Origin of the sequence: Okeania sp. SIO2B9, assembly GCF_010672505.1 — a bacterium.
GTDB classification, from domain to species: domain Bacteria; phylum Cyanobacteriota; class Cyanobacteriia; order Cyanobacteriales; family Microcoleaceae; genus Okeania; species Okeania hirsuta.
Map to the genome: position 1 here is coordinate 1 of NZ_JAAHGK010000025.1, position 17,205 is coordinate 17,205.

10 protein-coding genes are annotated in these 17,205 nt (G+C 35.7%); 6 read left to right on the forward strand and 4 right to left on the reverse strand.

The features are described 5' to 3' along the window. Together F6K13_RS02155 and F6K13_RS02160 are read right to left on the reverse strand one after the other, a co-directional pair. On the reverse strand, positions 1 to 6,276 hold a 6,276-nt coding region (locus F6K13_RS02155; RefSeq protein ID WP_287286746.1), incomplete at its 3' end, for a type I polyketide synthase. 335 nt (positions 6,277 to 6,611) lie between these two features. Beyond that, positions 6,612 to 6,938, reverse strand: a complete 327-nt coding sequence (locus tag F6K13_RS02160) for a hypothetical protein (protein WP_124142769.1) — start codon at positions 6,936 to 6,938, stop codon at positions 6,612 to 6,614. A 22-nt stretch (positions 6,939 to 6,960) separates the two neighbouring features. Here F6K13_RS02160 and F6K13_RS02165 point away from each other — a divergent pair, with 22 nt between their 5' ends. The 6 genes from F6K13_RS02165 to F6K13_RS02190 all read left to right on the forward strand — a co-directional run bounded on the left by F6K13_RS02165 (position 6,961) and on the right by F6K13_RS02190 (position 14,343). Beyond that, complete coding sequence (locus F6K13_RS02165) at positions 6,961 to 7,185, forward strand: hypothetical protein (protein WP_124142768.1); 225 nt, start codon at positions 6,961 to 6,963, stop codon at positions 7,183 to 7,185. Positions 7,186 to 7,989: 804 nt separating this feature from the next. Then, the gene (locus F6K13_RS02170) at positions 7,990 to 9,108 is read left to right on the forward strand and encodes a hypothetical protein (RefSeq protein ID WP_124142767.1); all 1,119 of its coding nucleotides are present in this window, start codon (positions 7,990 to 7,992) and stop codon (positions 9,106 to 9,108) included. Then, complete coding sequence (locus F6K13_RS02175) at positions 9,071 to 10,426, forward strand: vWA domain-containing protein (RefSeq protein ID WP_205127194.1); 1,356 nt, start codon at positions 9,071 to 9,073, stop codon at positions 10,424 to 10,426. Before F6K13_RS02170 ends, F6K13_RS02175 begins: the two co-directional genes overlap by 38 nt. 226 nt (positions 10,427 to 10,652) lie before the next feature. Further along, positions 10,653 to 12,638 (forward strand): tetratricopeptide repeat protein, encoded by a 1,986-nt coding sequence (locus F6K13_RS02180; RefSeq protein WP_124142765.1) that lies wholly within the window; start codon positions 10,653 to 10,655, stop codon positions 12,636 to 12,638. Between the two features lie 139 nt (positions 12,639 to 12,777). Continuing rightward, positions 12,778 to 13,014 carry a hypothetical protein gene (locus F6K13_RS02185; RefSeq protein ID WP_124154472.1) on the forward strand — a complete coding sequence of 79 codons (237 nt, stop codon included), beginning with the start codon at positions 12,778 to 12,780 and terminating at the stop codon, positions 13,012 to 13,014. Positions 13,015 to 13,209: 195 nt separating this feature from the next. Further along, positions 13,210 to 14,343, forward strand: coding sequence for an agmatine/peptidylarginine deiminase (locus tag F6K13_RS02190; protein WP_124142763.1), 1,134 nt, complete (start codon positions 13,210 to 13,212; stop codon positions 14,341 to 14,343). A gap of 643 nt (positions 14,344 to 14,986) precedes the next feature. Here F6K13_RS02190 and F6K13_RS02195 read toward each other — a convergent pair. Together F6K13_RS02195 and F6K13_RS02200 are read right to left on the reverse strand one after the other, a co-directional pair. After that, positions 14,987 to 15,481, reverse strand: coding sequence for a hypothetical protein (locus F6K13_RS02195; protein ID WP_124154473.1), 495 nt, complete (start codon positions 15,479 to 15,481; stop codon positions 14,987 to 14,989). Between the two features lie 70 nt (positions 15,482 to 15,551). Next, the gene (locus F6K13_RS02200) at positions 15,552 to 16,922 is read right to left on the reverse strand and encodes an AAA-like domain-containing protein (RefSeq protein WP_124154474.1); all 1,371 of its coding nucleotides are present in this window, start codon (positions 16,920 to 16,922) and stop codon (positions 15,552 to 15,554) included. Between the last annotated feature and the right edge of the window lie 283 nt (positions 16,923 to 17,205).

The following is a 17,205-nucleotide window of genomic DNA, read 5'->3' on the forward strand; positions in this document are numbered from 1 at the left end:
TCCCCATACCTTCCTCCAGTATGTAGAATCTACCTCTTCATTCAGTAATTCACCTGAGATAGCTGAAACAAAAGGAATTTTTGAACTAGAGTAATTTACACCTTGGTGAATTTGATCGACAAGTCCTAGTATCGGTTTAATTCTGTCAGTATGATATCCTTCGGCAAAAGGGAGTTCTTTTACTAATACACCCTCTTTTCTAAGCTTTTCAGCTACTAATTGAATTGTTTGAGGATCGCCGACTACAGTATTGCGATAACCACCATAAGAAATAATTTTAATTTCTTGAATGTAGGGTTCAATTGTTTCTTCAACATATTTTTCACTGGCTATAATACCAATAGCTTGACAATTTATTTCTAATTTACTATCCCAAAGCTTTCCAATAGAAACTAATAATTTTAAGCCTTCTTCTAAATTAAATATTTCTGCAATTAATGCTGCCGAGTACTCTCCAAAACTATGACCCATTACTAAGCTTGGCTCTACTCCCCAAGACTTCCACAATTCGCTTAAAGCATATTGAATTGCAAACAACATTGGTAATCTGTAAATATGTTTTATTTCTGACAAATTATCAACTTTGTTTGAGTACAATAATTCCAGTAAAGACTGACCTGTATAATCACTAATAATTTTATGGCATTGGTCAATTGATTGACGGAATTTTGGTTGAGTTTCATATAGTTCTTTGCCCATATTTGGGTAAAAAGTACTGTAGGGGCTAAAAATAAAACCTACCTTCAAAAAATCACTATTTTTAATCCTGTCATTCCAAAGATTTTCTACATCTTTTCCAGCTACAAAATCTGTGAGTTTTGCAAGTACTTCTAAAGTAGATTGTGCTATAACTGCCAAACGATATTCTGACAATGATTGCTTAGTATTCACTAAGAAACAAAGCTCTGATAATTTAACTTCTGGATGTTGTTCTATACTAAGTATAGTATTTTTAGCTAAATGTAATAATTCCTGTTGACTAGAAGCAGACAAGCAAAAAATTTGAAGAGGAAAATCTATTTTTGGTACTGAATAAACATTACACGATGACTCAAATTGATGATTTTTGGTTTGTGCTGTTTCTATCCAGTAACGTTCTCGTTGGAATGGATAAGTAGGCAATTCTACTTTCTGACAAGCATAATCTTGGTCAAACCCTAACCAATCTATTTTCGCACCCCGTACATACAACTGCCCTAAACTTAATAGTATTTGTTGCCACTCATCCACTCCCGGTCGTAATGATGGTAACCATTCTCCTTCACTCTCTGGCAAACATTGCCTTCCCATGCCGAATAAGATTGGTTTCGGTCCGATTTCTAGAAATATTTTATATCCTTGCTGATGAAGAGTTTTCATACTTTGGGCAAATCTTACTGGTTCTCGTACATGACGAGTCCAATATTCAGGAATAGTTATTTCCGCACCTACTTTTTCACCAGTCACATTTGATATTAGTGGTATTTTAGGTTGACTATAGGTTACTTCTTTAGCTACTGCTGCAAATTCTGCCAACATTGGTTCCATCAATGGTGAATGAAAAGCATGAGAAACTTGTAACTGCTTGGTTTTAACCCCCACTGCTTCTAACTTACTACAAATGGTAGCGATCGCTCCACTCTCACCTGAAATTACTATACTTTTTGGTCCATTTATCGCTGCTATTGTCACTTGGGAACTATATTCGCCTACGGCCTCTGTCACTTGAGATTCTGATGCCATAACAGATACCATCTCACCACCGGAGGGTAACTTTTGCATTAACCTGCCCCGCATAGCGATTAGTTTGAGACCATCTTCTAAACTGAAAACTCCTGCAACGCAAGCTGCTACATATTCTCCTACGCTGTGGCCCATTACCACATTTGGTTTTATTCCCCAAGATTCCCATAACTTGAACAAAGAGTATTCAATAGCAAACAGAGCTGGTTGAGTATAAGCAGTTTGATCTATTAAAGATGAACTTGAATTTTCAGCATCTTGATGATATAGAATTTCTAAGAGCGGATGTTCTAGATACGAACTTAGGATTTGGTTACATTCCTCTAAAGCTTGACGGAAAGTTGGCTGAGTTTCATATAGTTTTCTTCCCATATTCACATACTGGGAACCTTGACCTGTAAATAGGAAGGCTAATTTTGGATAACTACTATCACTTGATAGTTTTCCTGAAAATACTCCGACGACTTCCTCCCCTGCTTTGTGTTGCAAAAGTTTTTTCGTTAATTCTTGTGGGTTACTAGCAATGACTCCTAGTCGATGATTAAACTGAGCTCGCCCAGTGTTAGCTGTATAACATACATCTGCCAGTTCTAATTCTCTATTAGTTTCCAGATAATTTTGATAATGACTCACTAACTCATCCAAAGCTTTTTCTGTTTTTGCTGAGAGAGTTAACAAATGAGGTTGCTCCTCTAACTGTTGCGTTTTAACTTGAGTTGGTACTTCCTCAAGAATAACGTGAGCATTTGTTCCACTGAAACCAAAAGAACTTACCGCTCCTACACAACTTTCATCTCCATCATATTTTTCCCATAGCTTACCCTCCATCGGAATTACACCAGGAATCCCTGTCAAACTCATATAAGGATTCAGCTCTTTCAAATGTAAATGAGGTGGTATATATTTATTTTGCAGTGACAACACCACCTTGATTAACCCGGCAATACCCGCTGCCGCTTCAGTATGACCAATATTTGTCTTTACTGAACCGATCGTTAAAGGGCGTTCCGAACCACGATTGTTTCCATACACCACTTCCAGAGCCTTAATTTCTACTGGATCTCCCAAAGAAGTACCCGTACCATGGGCTTCTACATAAGATACTTGATTAGCTGATATTCCTGCTATAGACAACGCTTTCTGAATCACCGCTTCTTGAGCTGATTGATTTGGTGCAGTCATTCCATTACTAGCACCATCCTGATTAATTGCTGTGCCCCGCACCACTGCTAAAATTGGGTCTCTATCTTCTATGGCCTGTTTCAAAGACTTGAGAACTACAACTCCACAACCTTCACTTCTTACATAACCGTTTGCAGAGGCATCAAAAGTCTTACAACGTCCATCTGGCGATAACATCCCTGCTTGAGAGAAACTAATACTCAACTCTGGAGACAACAATAAATTCACCCCTGATGCCAAAGCTAATTCACATTCACCATTCCGTATACTTTGACAAGCTAAATGAACAGCACTTAGAGATGATGAACAGGCCGTATCTACTGTTATGGCTGGACCATTCAATTTCAAAAAGTAAGATAATCTTCCTGCACCGATAGCATTAGAACTACCTGTGGCAAAATATAGGTTTAAATCTTGCTCCTGATTATGTTTGTTCTGTAGCTGTTCATAATCATGAAAAGCAATACCTACAAATACTCCTGTTTCTGTTCCTGAAAGAGATTCTGGATTAATGCCAGCATTTTCTAGTGCCTTCCAGTTTTCTTCTAGTAATATACGTTGTTGTGGATCTATATATTTTGCTTCACGGGGGGAAATATGGAAAAAATCTGCATCAAATTTGTCAACTTCAGAAATAAAACCACCATAACGACTAGATATTTTTCCTGGTTGATTTTTATCGGGATTGTAATATTTTTCAATATCCCAACGATTCAGAGGTACTTCCGTAATTGCATCAATGCCATTACACAGCAGTGACCAATACTTTTGGGGGCTATCAGCATCTCCAGGAAACCGACAAGCCGTTCCTATAATTGCTATCCCATTTTCTAATTGAGCTGCCGAAAAACCTGAATCAGTTTTTTCGGCTTTTGGCTCTGGTTGTGCGATTTTTGGCAACAACTCAGAAATATTCTTGTGTTTAGCCTGTGTTTCTCCCTTAAAATAACTAGCGATCGCCTTTGGAGTTCCATATTTAAAGAAGAAGTTCGGCTCGATTTTTACTTCCAGTTTTTTCTCCAATAAATATTTCAGTTCTAACAGTTCCAAAGATTCGATTCCCATTTCCATCAGTGGGCGATCTGAATCAAAAGAGCATTTCTTATTCATTACTGTCCGAACACAACCAGCCACAACTTCATCTACATCTTCTTCTATTTCTACTTTTTCCTGCTGATTTTTTTCAACTCCTACACCATCAAAACGTTGACGATTATGGATATCGTATTCTATCAGAACACCATAACCTTGATTTTCTATATCCTTGGGCCTATAACCAGGAAGAACTTTTTGAATTTTTGCCCCATGTATTTGATGAAAGCGCAAAATCTGGTCTACCAGTAGTCCTGATTCATTTTTTTTGTGGATATATTCTGCCATTGGTATTGGGGAATAGTCTGGATAATTACGACAACGAGTTACTCCCACAACCCTTTCCACACCACCCATCACAGCACAATACTGAAGCATCCATTCCAGTAATTGATCCCCTAACCCTTGGTTTTGCAACTCTGGCAAAATATTCGTAGCTAGTAATTGTATCACTACTCCTGATTCAGTATGTAATGATGGCACTTCTACAAAGGTTCTATTCTCCAAAACTTCTGTCCGTTCGATCCTTTGGGAATAGATAGCTCCAACAATCTTATCCTCAAGCTCCAAAACAAACTGCCCTTGTGGAAAATTCAAAATCCGCCTCTGAATTTCTTCACTGTCAACCCGGAGATTTTCTGACCAACACAATTCCTCTAGTACTATTAGCTCTGGTAAATCCTTAATTGTAGGATGGCGCAACTTGTAAGGCTTTTTCTCAAAACAATTTAAGGTGATACGACTAAATGGAAAATTCTGAGGATATCGTTTCGAGAACTCCCACTTGGGGAATAAACCTACTTCAGCAGCACAACTGAGAAACACATCAGCTTCCACCAGATGTTGACTTGAGAAAGCTTGTAAAGCATCAAAATGCAGGTTATTACTACTGTCTAAAAATTTGTTTACTACTTCTGGTTCTAAACAATGAACTTCCAGAATCATCATCCCATTTTTAGTAACCACAGAAGACCATCTTTCCAGATGTTCTACCAAGCTTTGTATCATAATCTGGGCCGGAATCAAACCGCCGTCTGAATCTACATAAACCCCTGAGTAAGAAAGTTGACTCCGCTTTTTTGCTGCTTCTAAGTTTTGGGGAGGGATAAATGGGCGATCGTGGTCCAAAAAGGAGCGAATGTGGAGAATTTTTTCTGGCTCGTCAATTCCATGAGTTCTTAAGTCAGATATCATTTGTTGTGGGTTTCCAATATCCCCCTTCATTAGCAAGTTAGGAATACCTGCTAAAGTTAATGCAGATTCTTGCAACGATGCTTGGTTATAATCTACTCCTATCATCTGCACTGGATATTTGTCTAGCACTTTTCCCCTAGCAGATTTTGTACTGATTACTTGATAAACCCGTTTGAGTAGTGTACCATCACCACAACCCATGTCTACAATATAGTTTGGTTGTTCGTAATAGGGTAATTGATTAAAAATACTCAGAATTAATTCGTCTACATCAGCAAAAAACTTCTGGTGTTGAAAACCATTGCTCATTACGTTCAATTTTCGATCGATGTGACTTTCACTTCCTTGTTCGTCTCTACAAAATACTGTTTGACTTTTTCCAAATAATACGTCTGAAATCTGCAACAACATGGGAGTATAGGAAGCGGTAACTCCCGTAATTAGTATTCTCTCTACTATAAATTTACCCAGAGCGGTCAGGCATAAATTATTTTCATAATCATTCGATTTTTGGCTATGTTTTTGGACTGTTATCGAACTTTTCTCAGCCCATCCTTTAGCTATAAATAATGTTGATAATTCTTCTCGTATATGAGGACTTACACCAGAGAATAAAGGTTTTTCTTCCTGGTCTACTGCTAATAAATTATGCTTGTGAAGCGCTAGCATAATTGGTATTATTAGAACTCCATCTAAGAAATCTGCTATTGTTATATCATTAATATGCCACTGCTGTTGAGAAAGCTCTATCCAACTTTTGAGAATACTAGGCTTTTCTTTTCCTAGTAAGTAGGATTCTATAGGTAGGTTGTATAAGTCTAATATTTTTTCAGGAATGGACAAGTAAGCTTGAGAATTTTCTGTGAGGGAGTATTCACCAACTTCATTTTTTGATAGCCAACCTAGGGATTGCATCATTCTTAAGGCTACTTGCAGATGACCTGTGTTTGCTCCTAGGACTTTAGCTATTTGCTGGTGGGTTATTTTTTTTTGTTTGATTAATTCAAATAATCCCTTTTCTCTACAGGCTAAAATTACAGGAATAGAAACAAAGCCGTGTTCGTAACGATTAATTAACTCTAACATTTTATCTTAATTGATTCTCATCCTTTCTTCTTAATTTGGTAGATTTTTGATAATCTTCTTTTATTTAAGTTTATAACTATAACTTGTAATCAGGAATTTTGGCAAGATAATTTTTGTTTGAAGTTTAGACTAAATAGTTAAATATATAGAACCCATTTGGTGCCTATTGGGAAATAAAAGTATTCTCAGGATTTAGACAAAGACACTACATACTCAAAACCATAGTTACTTTTTTTTATTTATTTTTCCGATAGCAAATACTATCGGAAAATGTGGTATCCAACCTTGAAACTGGAGCAATTGCTCTGTTCCATCACAGTCTTGTACTGCCTGTCTCAACAGCTTCCAAAACTTGTCCGAGTCAGCAAGGCTGACCACAAAACTGAATCTGCTTGAAATTGGAATGAAACTGCATACGCTTCAAGATCGAAAAACCACCGCCAAGCTTGATATTCATATTCCACCAGCTTCTCACCACTAGCAACCCTAGCTGTTCTATAATCTAATTCTTCAACATCATTTAAATCATAGGCATTACCTTGAAGAAACATTTCTGGTGGCTGGCCTTGAGCATTCAAAGCTGTAGGATTGGCATAAAGTTTTTTCTGAGTTGTGATCGCATTGATATATGTGGGTAAATCGGAATCTTCAAGTAATTGCAAGGTTATCAAGGGTTCAGGAACATTGATTAGCAATTCTGAACTTTCTGATGGTTCTTGTGGTGGTAGTGGTTCACTACTACGGCCACTTAAACTAAGTGAATTTTGGCTTGGTATATATGGTTATCTTTGGGGAATTGCCTGGGACTATTTAGTTGATATTGTTCAACAGATAATTAACCTTAATCCTCACAAAAAGTCTCATTATCAAAGGGGATTAAAAGCTCTGTCAATGTTAGATAATATTTAATTATTTGCCCGAAACGTTTTACCATTCATCTGATTATTAACAAATTTTAACAGGACTTACATAAATTTTCTAGGATTCATCTAATTGAACAATGAATCAACGTAATTGGTAATGTGGGTTCGCGTTGGCGGAGCAAGTGCGGCAGCTATATCGCGAACCCACATCACTACTAAGAATAATTATTATTCTCATAAAAACCGTCAAATTTAGGCAGAGTGGATATCCTTTAAATCCTGATCATACAATAGTTTTGAAGGGCTTGTCACCCCGTGAGCGATGCGATACTTATTTCTGAAATTTGTTGGTAGTTAAATTTTCTTGGCTGAGGGTAAAGCTGATTTTTCTGGATTTTTTTCTACTATATATGAGCGCACCTTTTCCATTATGCTTATCATATCTTGTCAAGTATTGTATGTCAAGGTAGAGCTTCCGTTTTTTAAGATTTTTTTGATAAGGCTTTTAAGCAATGTGCCCATTAAAAAATAAACTTAGTTGCTGAGAAGTGGTAATTATTTTCGACTAGCTAATAGAAGGCAATAAAATTGGTTGGCCTCCTCATATTTATTAGTTAAAACTAGGGCAAAAAGATTCAAGATAACCAGAGGATAAAAAAACAGTCTTATTCTTTTTTTCTTCATTCCGTCTAATATGTATTCAAAATCCCTGCCGTGGCTTCCTTCTTTCTGCCAATATACTATTGACATTCTGGAAGATAATATTTAAAATGCAAAAGATTCAAAACTTGTATATTTGCTAATTATCTGCTAATTCTGACTCTATCTAAATTAAAATTAATTATAAATTATGAGAATATATCTATATATTCTATCAGGAATTACATCAGCATTAATCGGCTGGAGTATAGGGCAATTTATCCTCAGCGATTTAGGCTGGTTACAAAAGTTTCCTGAATTAACATTATTTCCTTGCGTGGCAATTTCTCTAGCAGTTGGCATAGTTGCAACAGATATATTTTTAAGCAATCCCACTCGATTTAAACGCAACTTCAACAGAGGTTTAATACCCCTAAGTATTGCTGGGGGATTAGGATTATTAATTGGTATTGCTTCTGGGGGATTAGTACAAATATTGCTCAATCCACAACTACGAGATAAAGTTATAACTGTACCCGATAAATTTGTCAGAATAGTCGGGTGGATTTTAATTGGTGGAGCAGTGGGTTTAGCTGAAGGATTGACTTGGCGCTGGCGTAGTATAGAAGCAGGAGATAAACGGCGTTTTTTGCAGCGACTTACCATTAGTTTAACTACCAGTATTTTGACTGCTTTAGTTGCAGCAATTATCTTTGAATGGATACGACAAAAAATGGATGGAATGCCCACAGCATTACAAGCTTGGGAAGACACAATAGGTTTTTCTTTATTAGGGAGTTTATTAGGTTTCGTCTTGAGTTTTTCTACCTCTCCTAGTCATCTAGTTGCCCTCAGAGCTGGAGCTGGTTTTGAATATATTGAAAATGTCAATTTTAATCAGTCTGAAACACCAGGGAATTATCCCCATATTCAGAAAGAATTATCATCCAGAATTAAATTTGTGAGTAATGATTTGACCGATAAAATTGAGGAAGGATTATCAATTCAATTACCTGCAAGAGGTAAAATTAAAATTGGTTCAGCTCAGTTGAAAATTATGGGCAGTCAACAATTTGGTGTAGATATTTGTATCCCTGGTTTGCCACTGCATATTGCTGACTTAGACTTAGCATCTAGCCAAACAATTTTAGTACCTAATCTCAAATTTTTTAATAGAATAGAATATCAAGGCGATCGCTTGAAGGAAAGTACGCCAATCAAACTTAAACATAACGATTTAATTGCATTTTATGCCGAAAATGAGGGCTATAATGGTAAAAAATTATTCAGATTTGTCTACTATAATCGCTTCTTGGACCCGCAAGGTTAGTTTATCTTTGTTAATAGTAATTTCCTGCATTAATCCTAGCTTTGCTCAAGTAAAAAATGTAGAAATTATCGAAGCTATTCCTGAACGTAATGAAAGTAAAGTTACCCTGCGAATCAAAGCCTATGACCAAAACAATAAACCAGTAAGAGATCTACAAAAAGAGAATTTTAATTTAACAGTTTGCCCACCTAAAACAGAGCCAAAAACTGGAGAATGTCAAACTTTAAATCCAATAGATATTAATTGGAAAATTCCCCTACCCGAAGAATTACCTCCTGCTTGGGTAATTGTTTTATTAGATTTTAGTGGCAGTATGAAGCAATTAGATAGTAGTGGGGAAAAAACCAAATTAGAAGGGGCGATCGCTGCAATTAGAAAATTTAATCAAGATTTAGCTGACAAGGGAGAAAATACCAAAATTTCTATTGTACCTTTTGGCAAAGGAGGTAAAAATTGTCCGGGAAATCAAGTGACGAAAAAAGAACTAGATAATTTTGTTTTAGCAGGCAATAAAAAGGTTGAACAATCTCTCAAAAAAATAGAAAGTCAACTGGATAATCTTTGTGCAGCTACAGATATTTATGAACCTTTGCGTCAGGCAGTACAATTTTTTGGTAATTCCGAAGATACTCGTTTTAACCCACGCCCAAATTCTAATTTATCTCAACCAAGACGTTCGATAATTTTACTTTCTGATGGCTATCATAGTATTTATGGAAATAGAGAAAATGAACCAGAGTTAGAAGCACAAGACTTTGAAAAACTTGTGTTTATGTTGAAAAGTTATCCTAATATTACTGTGCATACTTTGGGTTATGGTTTGACTCCCCAACAGTTGCAGCAAAAATATGATTTAGAGGAACTTCCTACTATTAGAGATATTAGTGTAAGAGGAGGAAAAAAAAGTAATAATTATTCAGAATTAACGGAACTTGCTGCTGAAGAATTTGTTGACCAAAAACGACTACAACAAATAGCGGGAGTAACTAATGGTATTGCTGAATTTTCTGGTAATGCTGAGGATATTTCTAGTAGTTTAACTGAATTTTTAGAGGCTTTATTTGATGAGTATCAAATCAACTATATTCAGCCAATAAATGCCGACCGTGGTTCGTTACATAATGTGCAAGTTAGTCTCAATTTACCCAATATTTCAGTAGACTCAGAACAACAACCTTATGTATTTCCTTGGGTGTCGCGCTCCCTACCTTTTTTGACCAGATTTATCATTTTCTTATTTACTTTAGCAGTATTATTAGGGGGTGGTGTAATACCATTTTTATTGTGGGCAAAATCAATTAAGCGAGAGTATCAATAAAAGGTAAGCATTTCCTGCGGAATGCTGCGCAAACAGCTATTAGCGGTCAGCTATCAGCTTTTAGAGCTAGGGTTTAATCTGGCTGACTGGTGACTCTTAACCGCTTCTTTAAGTGATAATTTGAAGCACAGCAACGACAAGTTTAAGTTTTGAACTCATAGAATTCAAGCTAATAGCTGAGAGCTGACAGCTAAATGCTTATAATAAAAGTATAAGTTGAGTAATTATGAATATACAAATTAAATTGAAAGAGAAGCTAGAAATTGGGGAACAACTTATAAATCTAGGGAAGATATCGGAAGCAATAGAGCAATATTCTTTAGCTCTAGAATTACAACCAAACTGTACCGATGCTCTTATAGCATTAGCAAATATTTACGAGAAAAATCAAGAACTAGATAAAGCTATTAACTACCAAGAGCAGGTGGTAAAATTAATGCCAAAAAATAGTGATGCCAAAGTCAAATTAGGATCATTAATGTTAGCTGTGGGAAAAGCGGAAGAAGCCATATATTATTATCAGCAAGTCATAGCCATCAACCCAGAGCAACCAGCAGAAATATATTCTCAATTAGGGTCTGCTTTAAACAAAATTGGGAAAGCAAAAGAGTCAATAGTAGCTTACCAAAAAGCTTTAAATATCTCTGAAAAAAAACTTTCATATTTCCGAAAACAGCTAAGGAAAAAAGAAGAGCAAAAAGTTGTAGGAAATGTTGAAACAACAGGAAAACTAGCTCAGAAGTTAATGCAGGAAGGAAATATTACTGAGGCGATAGAAACATATCAACAAGCTTTAATTATTCCTGGAGAAAAACCTGCATGGATTTATCGGGAACTTGCAGATGCTTACCAGAAAAATGCGCAGGGAGAAAAAATAGAAACACTATACCGGGAAGCTATTTCAGTAAATATCCAAGAACCTTATTTTTACTTAAAATTAGCACAAATATATTCTCAACAAAATCGGTTAGAGGAAGCAACTTATGAATATGAACAGGTACTTTTTTTGAATCCCAATCATCTTGCAGCACTTAATCAATTAGGGGGGATAAAAAAGAAAATGCAAAAATATCAGGAGGCAGAAACTTACTATCAACGACTAGCTAAACTTAATCCCAAAAATCCTGGAGTTAGACTAGAATTAGGAGATGTTTTAACTAAGCAAAAAAAATGGGAAGAGGCAACAAAAGCTTATCATCAGGTAATAGATTTGAAACATAAACTTTCAGAAGCTTATCTAGGTTTAGCAAATGTTCTTATGCTCAAGGGAGACTCTTTACAACAACAGGAAAAATCTTCAGAGGCGATCGCTTCATATAACCAAGCATTGGATATTCCTACCAATATTCACATAGAAAAACAAATACATTCTAAGTTGATGTCAATTTATCTCAAGCAAGGAAAACTAGAAGAAGCAGAATTAAGTTACCAGAAATCAATTATTAATAGATACTTAATTAATCACAAGTTAAAAATTATCTATTGCCCCATTCCCAAAAATGCTTGTACTATGTTCAATACTATAATGGTTGAACACAGTGATTATGCTCAACAATACAAAGAGTCTTCTCAAGATATTCATGAATATATTGGCAGACTAGAGGTAGAAATGAGACTTACTGATCCATCCTATATGCAAAATCCAGACTACTTTAAATTCGTTATTTTGAGAAACCCTTTTAAAAGATTAGTGAGTGCTTATTTAAACTTAATTGTTAAAAGAGCAAAACCAATAAGTTTTGCCTATAAGCTAGTTATGGATGTATATAGAGATTTAGGGATGGAGCCTGATATTTATAAGTCTATTACTTTTAGTCAGTTTATTAATTATCTAGCCAACACAGATAATGATCGTTTAAATGCACACTGGCGTCCACAATACACATTTTTGTGCTTAGGGCGATTTCAGTTTGACTATATTGGACAGTTTGAAAATCTCAATCGAGTAAAAAAAGACTTAAATCAAAAATCTCAACTGAAAATCCCGGAAAATATCTTTGAATATAAAAGAACTAATTATAGTAATTATAAATTTGAAAATAAGTTACATAAAAAACATCCCGATGAGTTAAGAAAACTGATTAAAAAGGTAGGTGGATTTCCTAAGTATGAGGTTTTCTATACACCGGAACTAGAAGTAATGGTAAGGGAAAAATATGCGGAAGATATAAAAATATATGAGCGTGAATTTAACCAGGTAGTGGAATTTTAGTCAGGGTAAAACTAGCTCATTAATAGATATCTCCGAGGGGGAAAGTATTCATAGTCATAAAAAAAGTTCCCAGAGAATTTTTCGGAGTGATATAGGTGATAGTAGTTTTCAAAATTGTAATTTTTCAGATTATTTAAAGTTGAATTATTACCCGGAAGATATATTAAATTATTTTGGTTATCAATTAATAGATGAAAACCTAGAAAGAGGCTTTAAGCAATTGGCGGTTGAGTTAATTGCTCTCGATAAAGGAATAGGAATAGAAGCAGAAGAAGCAGAACAAAATTTATTATATGGAGCTGTTTATATCGGAAATATTTTGCAATTTGCGCTGTTGAAACCACAAGAAAAGCAAGTTAAGCAAGACCTAAGCTGATATCGAGTACCTAATGATTTAGAAGACTTAATAACAATTTCAGTAGCAATTATCACTGGAGTTAAAGAAGAGAATGAAGAGTAGATAAATAGAAAAACAATCACATTACTCTGTGTGATATAATTTATCAGGAAAGGCAAAAGAAAATTCTCATTGTTCCTTCTGCCTTCTGCCCTCTGCCTTCTGCCTTCGTTTATGAATAGACGATTTTTTCTCCAGTTAATATCGACAACATCAAGCTATATTTTTCTCAATAATTTAGCCAGCTTTGCCACAACTAATCCTCAATTATTAAATCAAACATCATCTTCTATGTCATCAAATTCCTCGTTTTATATGCCAGATGAAACCGAACCTCATTTGTGTACTTGGATGGCATTTAGCGCAAGTAAAGATATTTGGGGACGTAAATACTATTCTGGAGTACAAGATAATCTAGCAAACATCGCTAGAGCGATCGCCAAATATGAACCCGTAAAAATGTTAGTTCGTGAGGCAGACTATGATGTGGCAGCAGCTAAATGTAGCTCTAGTGTAGAGTTGATTGTTTGCCCTATAGATGACCTTTGGATTAGGGATACAGGACCAGTTTTTGTGGTGAATGAAGCAGGTCAGAAAGCAGCCATTGATTTTAATTTTAATGGTTGGGGAAACAAGCAATATCACAACCGCGATGCTGAGGTAGCTCGCTTTGTGGCACAAAAATCTGGAGTACCGTTAGTTAATACAAAACTTGTATTTGAAGGAGGTGGTATTGAAGTTGATGGTCGCGGCACAGCGATCGTGACTGAAAGTTGTATTATCAATAATAATCGCAATCCTGGTTGGAGCAAAATTGATTGCGAAACAGAATTGAAGTCTTTATTGGGGTTGCGTAAAATCATCTGGTTACCAGGTATCAGAGGTTATGATATTACCGATGGACATACAGATTTTTATGCCCGTTTTGTTCGTCCCAGTGTTGTTGTTGCTGGATACGATCCAGACCCTGAATCTTTTGACCATGCTGTTACCAAAAAACATTTAGAAATTTTGCGGTCCTCAACAGATGCGGATGGGAAAAAACTAGAAGTTGTTGTGCTGGAAGCACCGAAAAGAATACGACCGGGATACGAAAGTGATGACTTTGCAGCAGGATATATTAATTTTTATGTGATTAACGGTGCTGTTATTGCCCCAGAATTTGGCGATCGTCAGACTGACCGTCGTGCCAAAGAAACTCTAGCAGAACTTTTTCCCAGTCGAGATATTGTACAAATTAATATTGATGAAATTGCGGCAGGAGGGGGAGGAATACATTGCACAACTCAGCAAGAACCATTAGTTTAGTTAGGTATCGGTTAAATACTTAGGGTCTGCTGAAAAAATTGGTTGGTGGGGGTAGGACACGGGGACACGGGGACGCACCAGACGCGGGGACGGGTCGATTTGTGGGGGAACAGACAACGGTTTCGGCCATTTTATGTGAAGGAATTTTCTTGAATTTCAGCAGAAAATTTCAGTAAATTGATGCAAATAAGAGCCATAAACTTGGAGATCAACTGAATATAAAAAGCTCCATTACTGTAAGCTTTCCTGACTTTTAGCTTTATTCAGTAAGTCCTACTTATAGAACCCCTAAGCGTATCTTCATAAATATGCGCGTTTTTTTAGCTAGGAGACAGGAGACAGGAGACAGGAGGTAAGAGGGAAGAAGGAAGAGGGAAGATGTGGGGAGAAATAATACAAAAAATTCAACACTCCTTCAGATGATTTTTCTTCAAAATTGATGCGCGAAAAGACTTGACTAGCATAATTATATAGATATCAAATGGGTTCTATAAATAAATGACTCAGGAGTCATGACTCAGGAGTCAGGAGGAAATAAAGAAGAAGAAATGAAGGAAGAAGGAAAAAACAAGAGCAGAAAAAGGAGAAAGTTTTTTATCACTAATTATCCGGACGTAATATAAGTATTCAACCGGACATAATGTCACTCTTCTGTTACTACTTCAGGACGACCCCACAAAGTTGACTCGCAATTCAGTTCGGGGGGAAAATCTCCTGTTTCTACCTGTCCTCGCACATCCTCTACGTTTTTCCAAGCTAATAACTCAATATATCGTCGCGCCGCACCCAGGAGATTTCCATCCAAATCATAAGCTTCCAACCAACCATCATCACCGTCGGTAACGACATAAATAATCTCGATCGCTTCTTCTTCTACTTCCATCCTATAAACTATTACCGATCCCCAGTCTCCCATTTCCACCGTTCCTCTATAAAATTGATAGGCAGCATAAGCGTTTTCAGACAACTCTTGGGGGTTAAGTCCGCCATCGTCCCAAATTTGTTCATCAGTCTCTCGATCTTCAATATATTCTGTATAGCGCTTTTGCCAATAATCTAACAATTCAGTTGCTATTGCCTGTCGAATTTTAGTTTCGCGGTCTTCAAGAGGCAACCCAGAAGAATTATCAAATGTCATAATTACCTTCCTTATTCAAGTTAAAAAATTAACTAATATTTTCTACTACCTAAACCCCTAAACTTCCCAACTATACACCAACAAATACATCATAAAAGTATCGCCTGTATAAGTCACAACTAGGCATAACTAAATTATCTTCTAATTGTACAACCAAGCCCATACTTTTTAACTTAAATGCCAGTACCTGTTTTAACTCTACAGGAGTTATAGCTCGCAATACCTGTTCAAAAGCTGTTTTAAGTTCTGGATATTGTTGCAGATTTTGTAAATGTTGATGCAAATGGTTACTATAAATACCTGTGTCTGTAGCTGCTGTTTTGATTAAGCTTTCTAAACTGGCATGATGACATTTAATATGATAAAAAGTAGTATTAATTAGATAGGGATGACCACCCACTAATCGCATTAATTGATTTTGTTCTTGTGGTAATAGCTCTATTTGATAACGATGTGCTAATTCCTGGATTTGTTCGAGAGTAAATGGGGATAAATCTATAGCTATTCCCATATTAAAAGGTGATTTATTAATATTCATTGCAATATAAACTTCTGTGGATTTTACTAAAACTATCCGCAGTTTTTGCCAGAGTTTAACTTCCTTTGTTTCTCCATACCAAGAATGCAGCATTGACAGAAAATCATTAGCTATTTCTGGAGACTGAAAAATATAATCTACTTCATCTATTGCTAAAACTATAGGATCATCTATGATAGAAAGCAAATAATCTTGAAAATATAAAGTGCAGCTTTCTATACTACCAATATCTTCGTCCCAATATTCATTCAATTTAGATTCTAGCTGTAATTTTCTTGTTACACTAGCACAAAACCATCTTAAAAACTTATTGATATCTTTGATAACTGTACTATCAACTCTTCGTAAACTTAATCGTACTGTCTGATATTGTTGTTTGATAGCATAACCAATAGTTCTCATTAATAGAGAAGTTTTTCCCATTTGTCTGGGTGCTTTTATACGCAGAAATGATCCTGGTTTATTAATTTCTGAATAACAGATTAATTGTTCCTTACGTTCTATATAATATGGAGAACCCATAGGGATTCTACCATCTAGTAATTTACAATCATTAATTTCGGAAATTTCTGAATATTGGATTATATTTGTATTAATTAAGCTGGTTTGTGCAGCTTGCTTTCTATTTGCTTGATAAATCAATAGTTGTCTTTCTAATACAGAAAGGCAGTTAGTTTTGCTAATTCTTTCTTTGAGAATATTACTTAGTAACTTCCATAATTTAGGAGCCACATTTTGGCTAATATAATCTCGAGAGTAATCTGATTTGGAGGCTATTTGACTATAGGTTTTTCCAGACAAAGATAGTCGTAGAACTTCTCTTTCAATGTCTGACAGAGATTTACCTGTTTTAGCTGTTACTAACTGTTCAGTAAATAATGATATTGATTCGATGGCTGTCATGCTGACTCTGACCCTCCACTTGATGAGGGTATAGAGTGATTTTCCTAAAAATAATCAGAATTCATTTATGATCATAATTATAACATACTATTTCTTCTCTCACGCTTTTTAATTTACACTTTTACACACAAAAATATAATTATAGCAGTCATAAATAAGTTATGATACCATTTCTCCATGAAGTTGCCCTTAATAAAAGGTAAAAGCTATTAGTAAAATTCAGGTTTGGGTAAGAATTATTAAGCGCATTATTACAGAGAAATGGTATCATAACTTATTTATG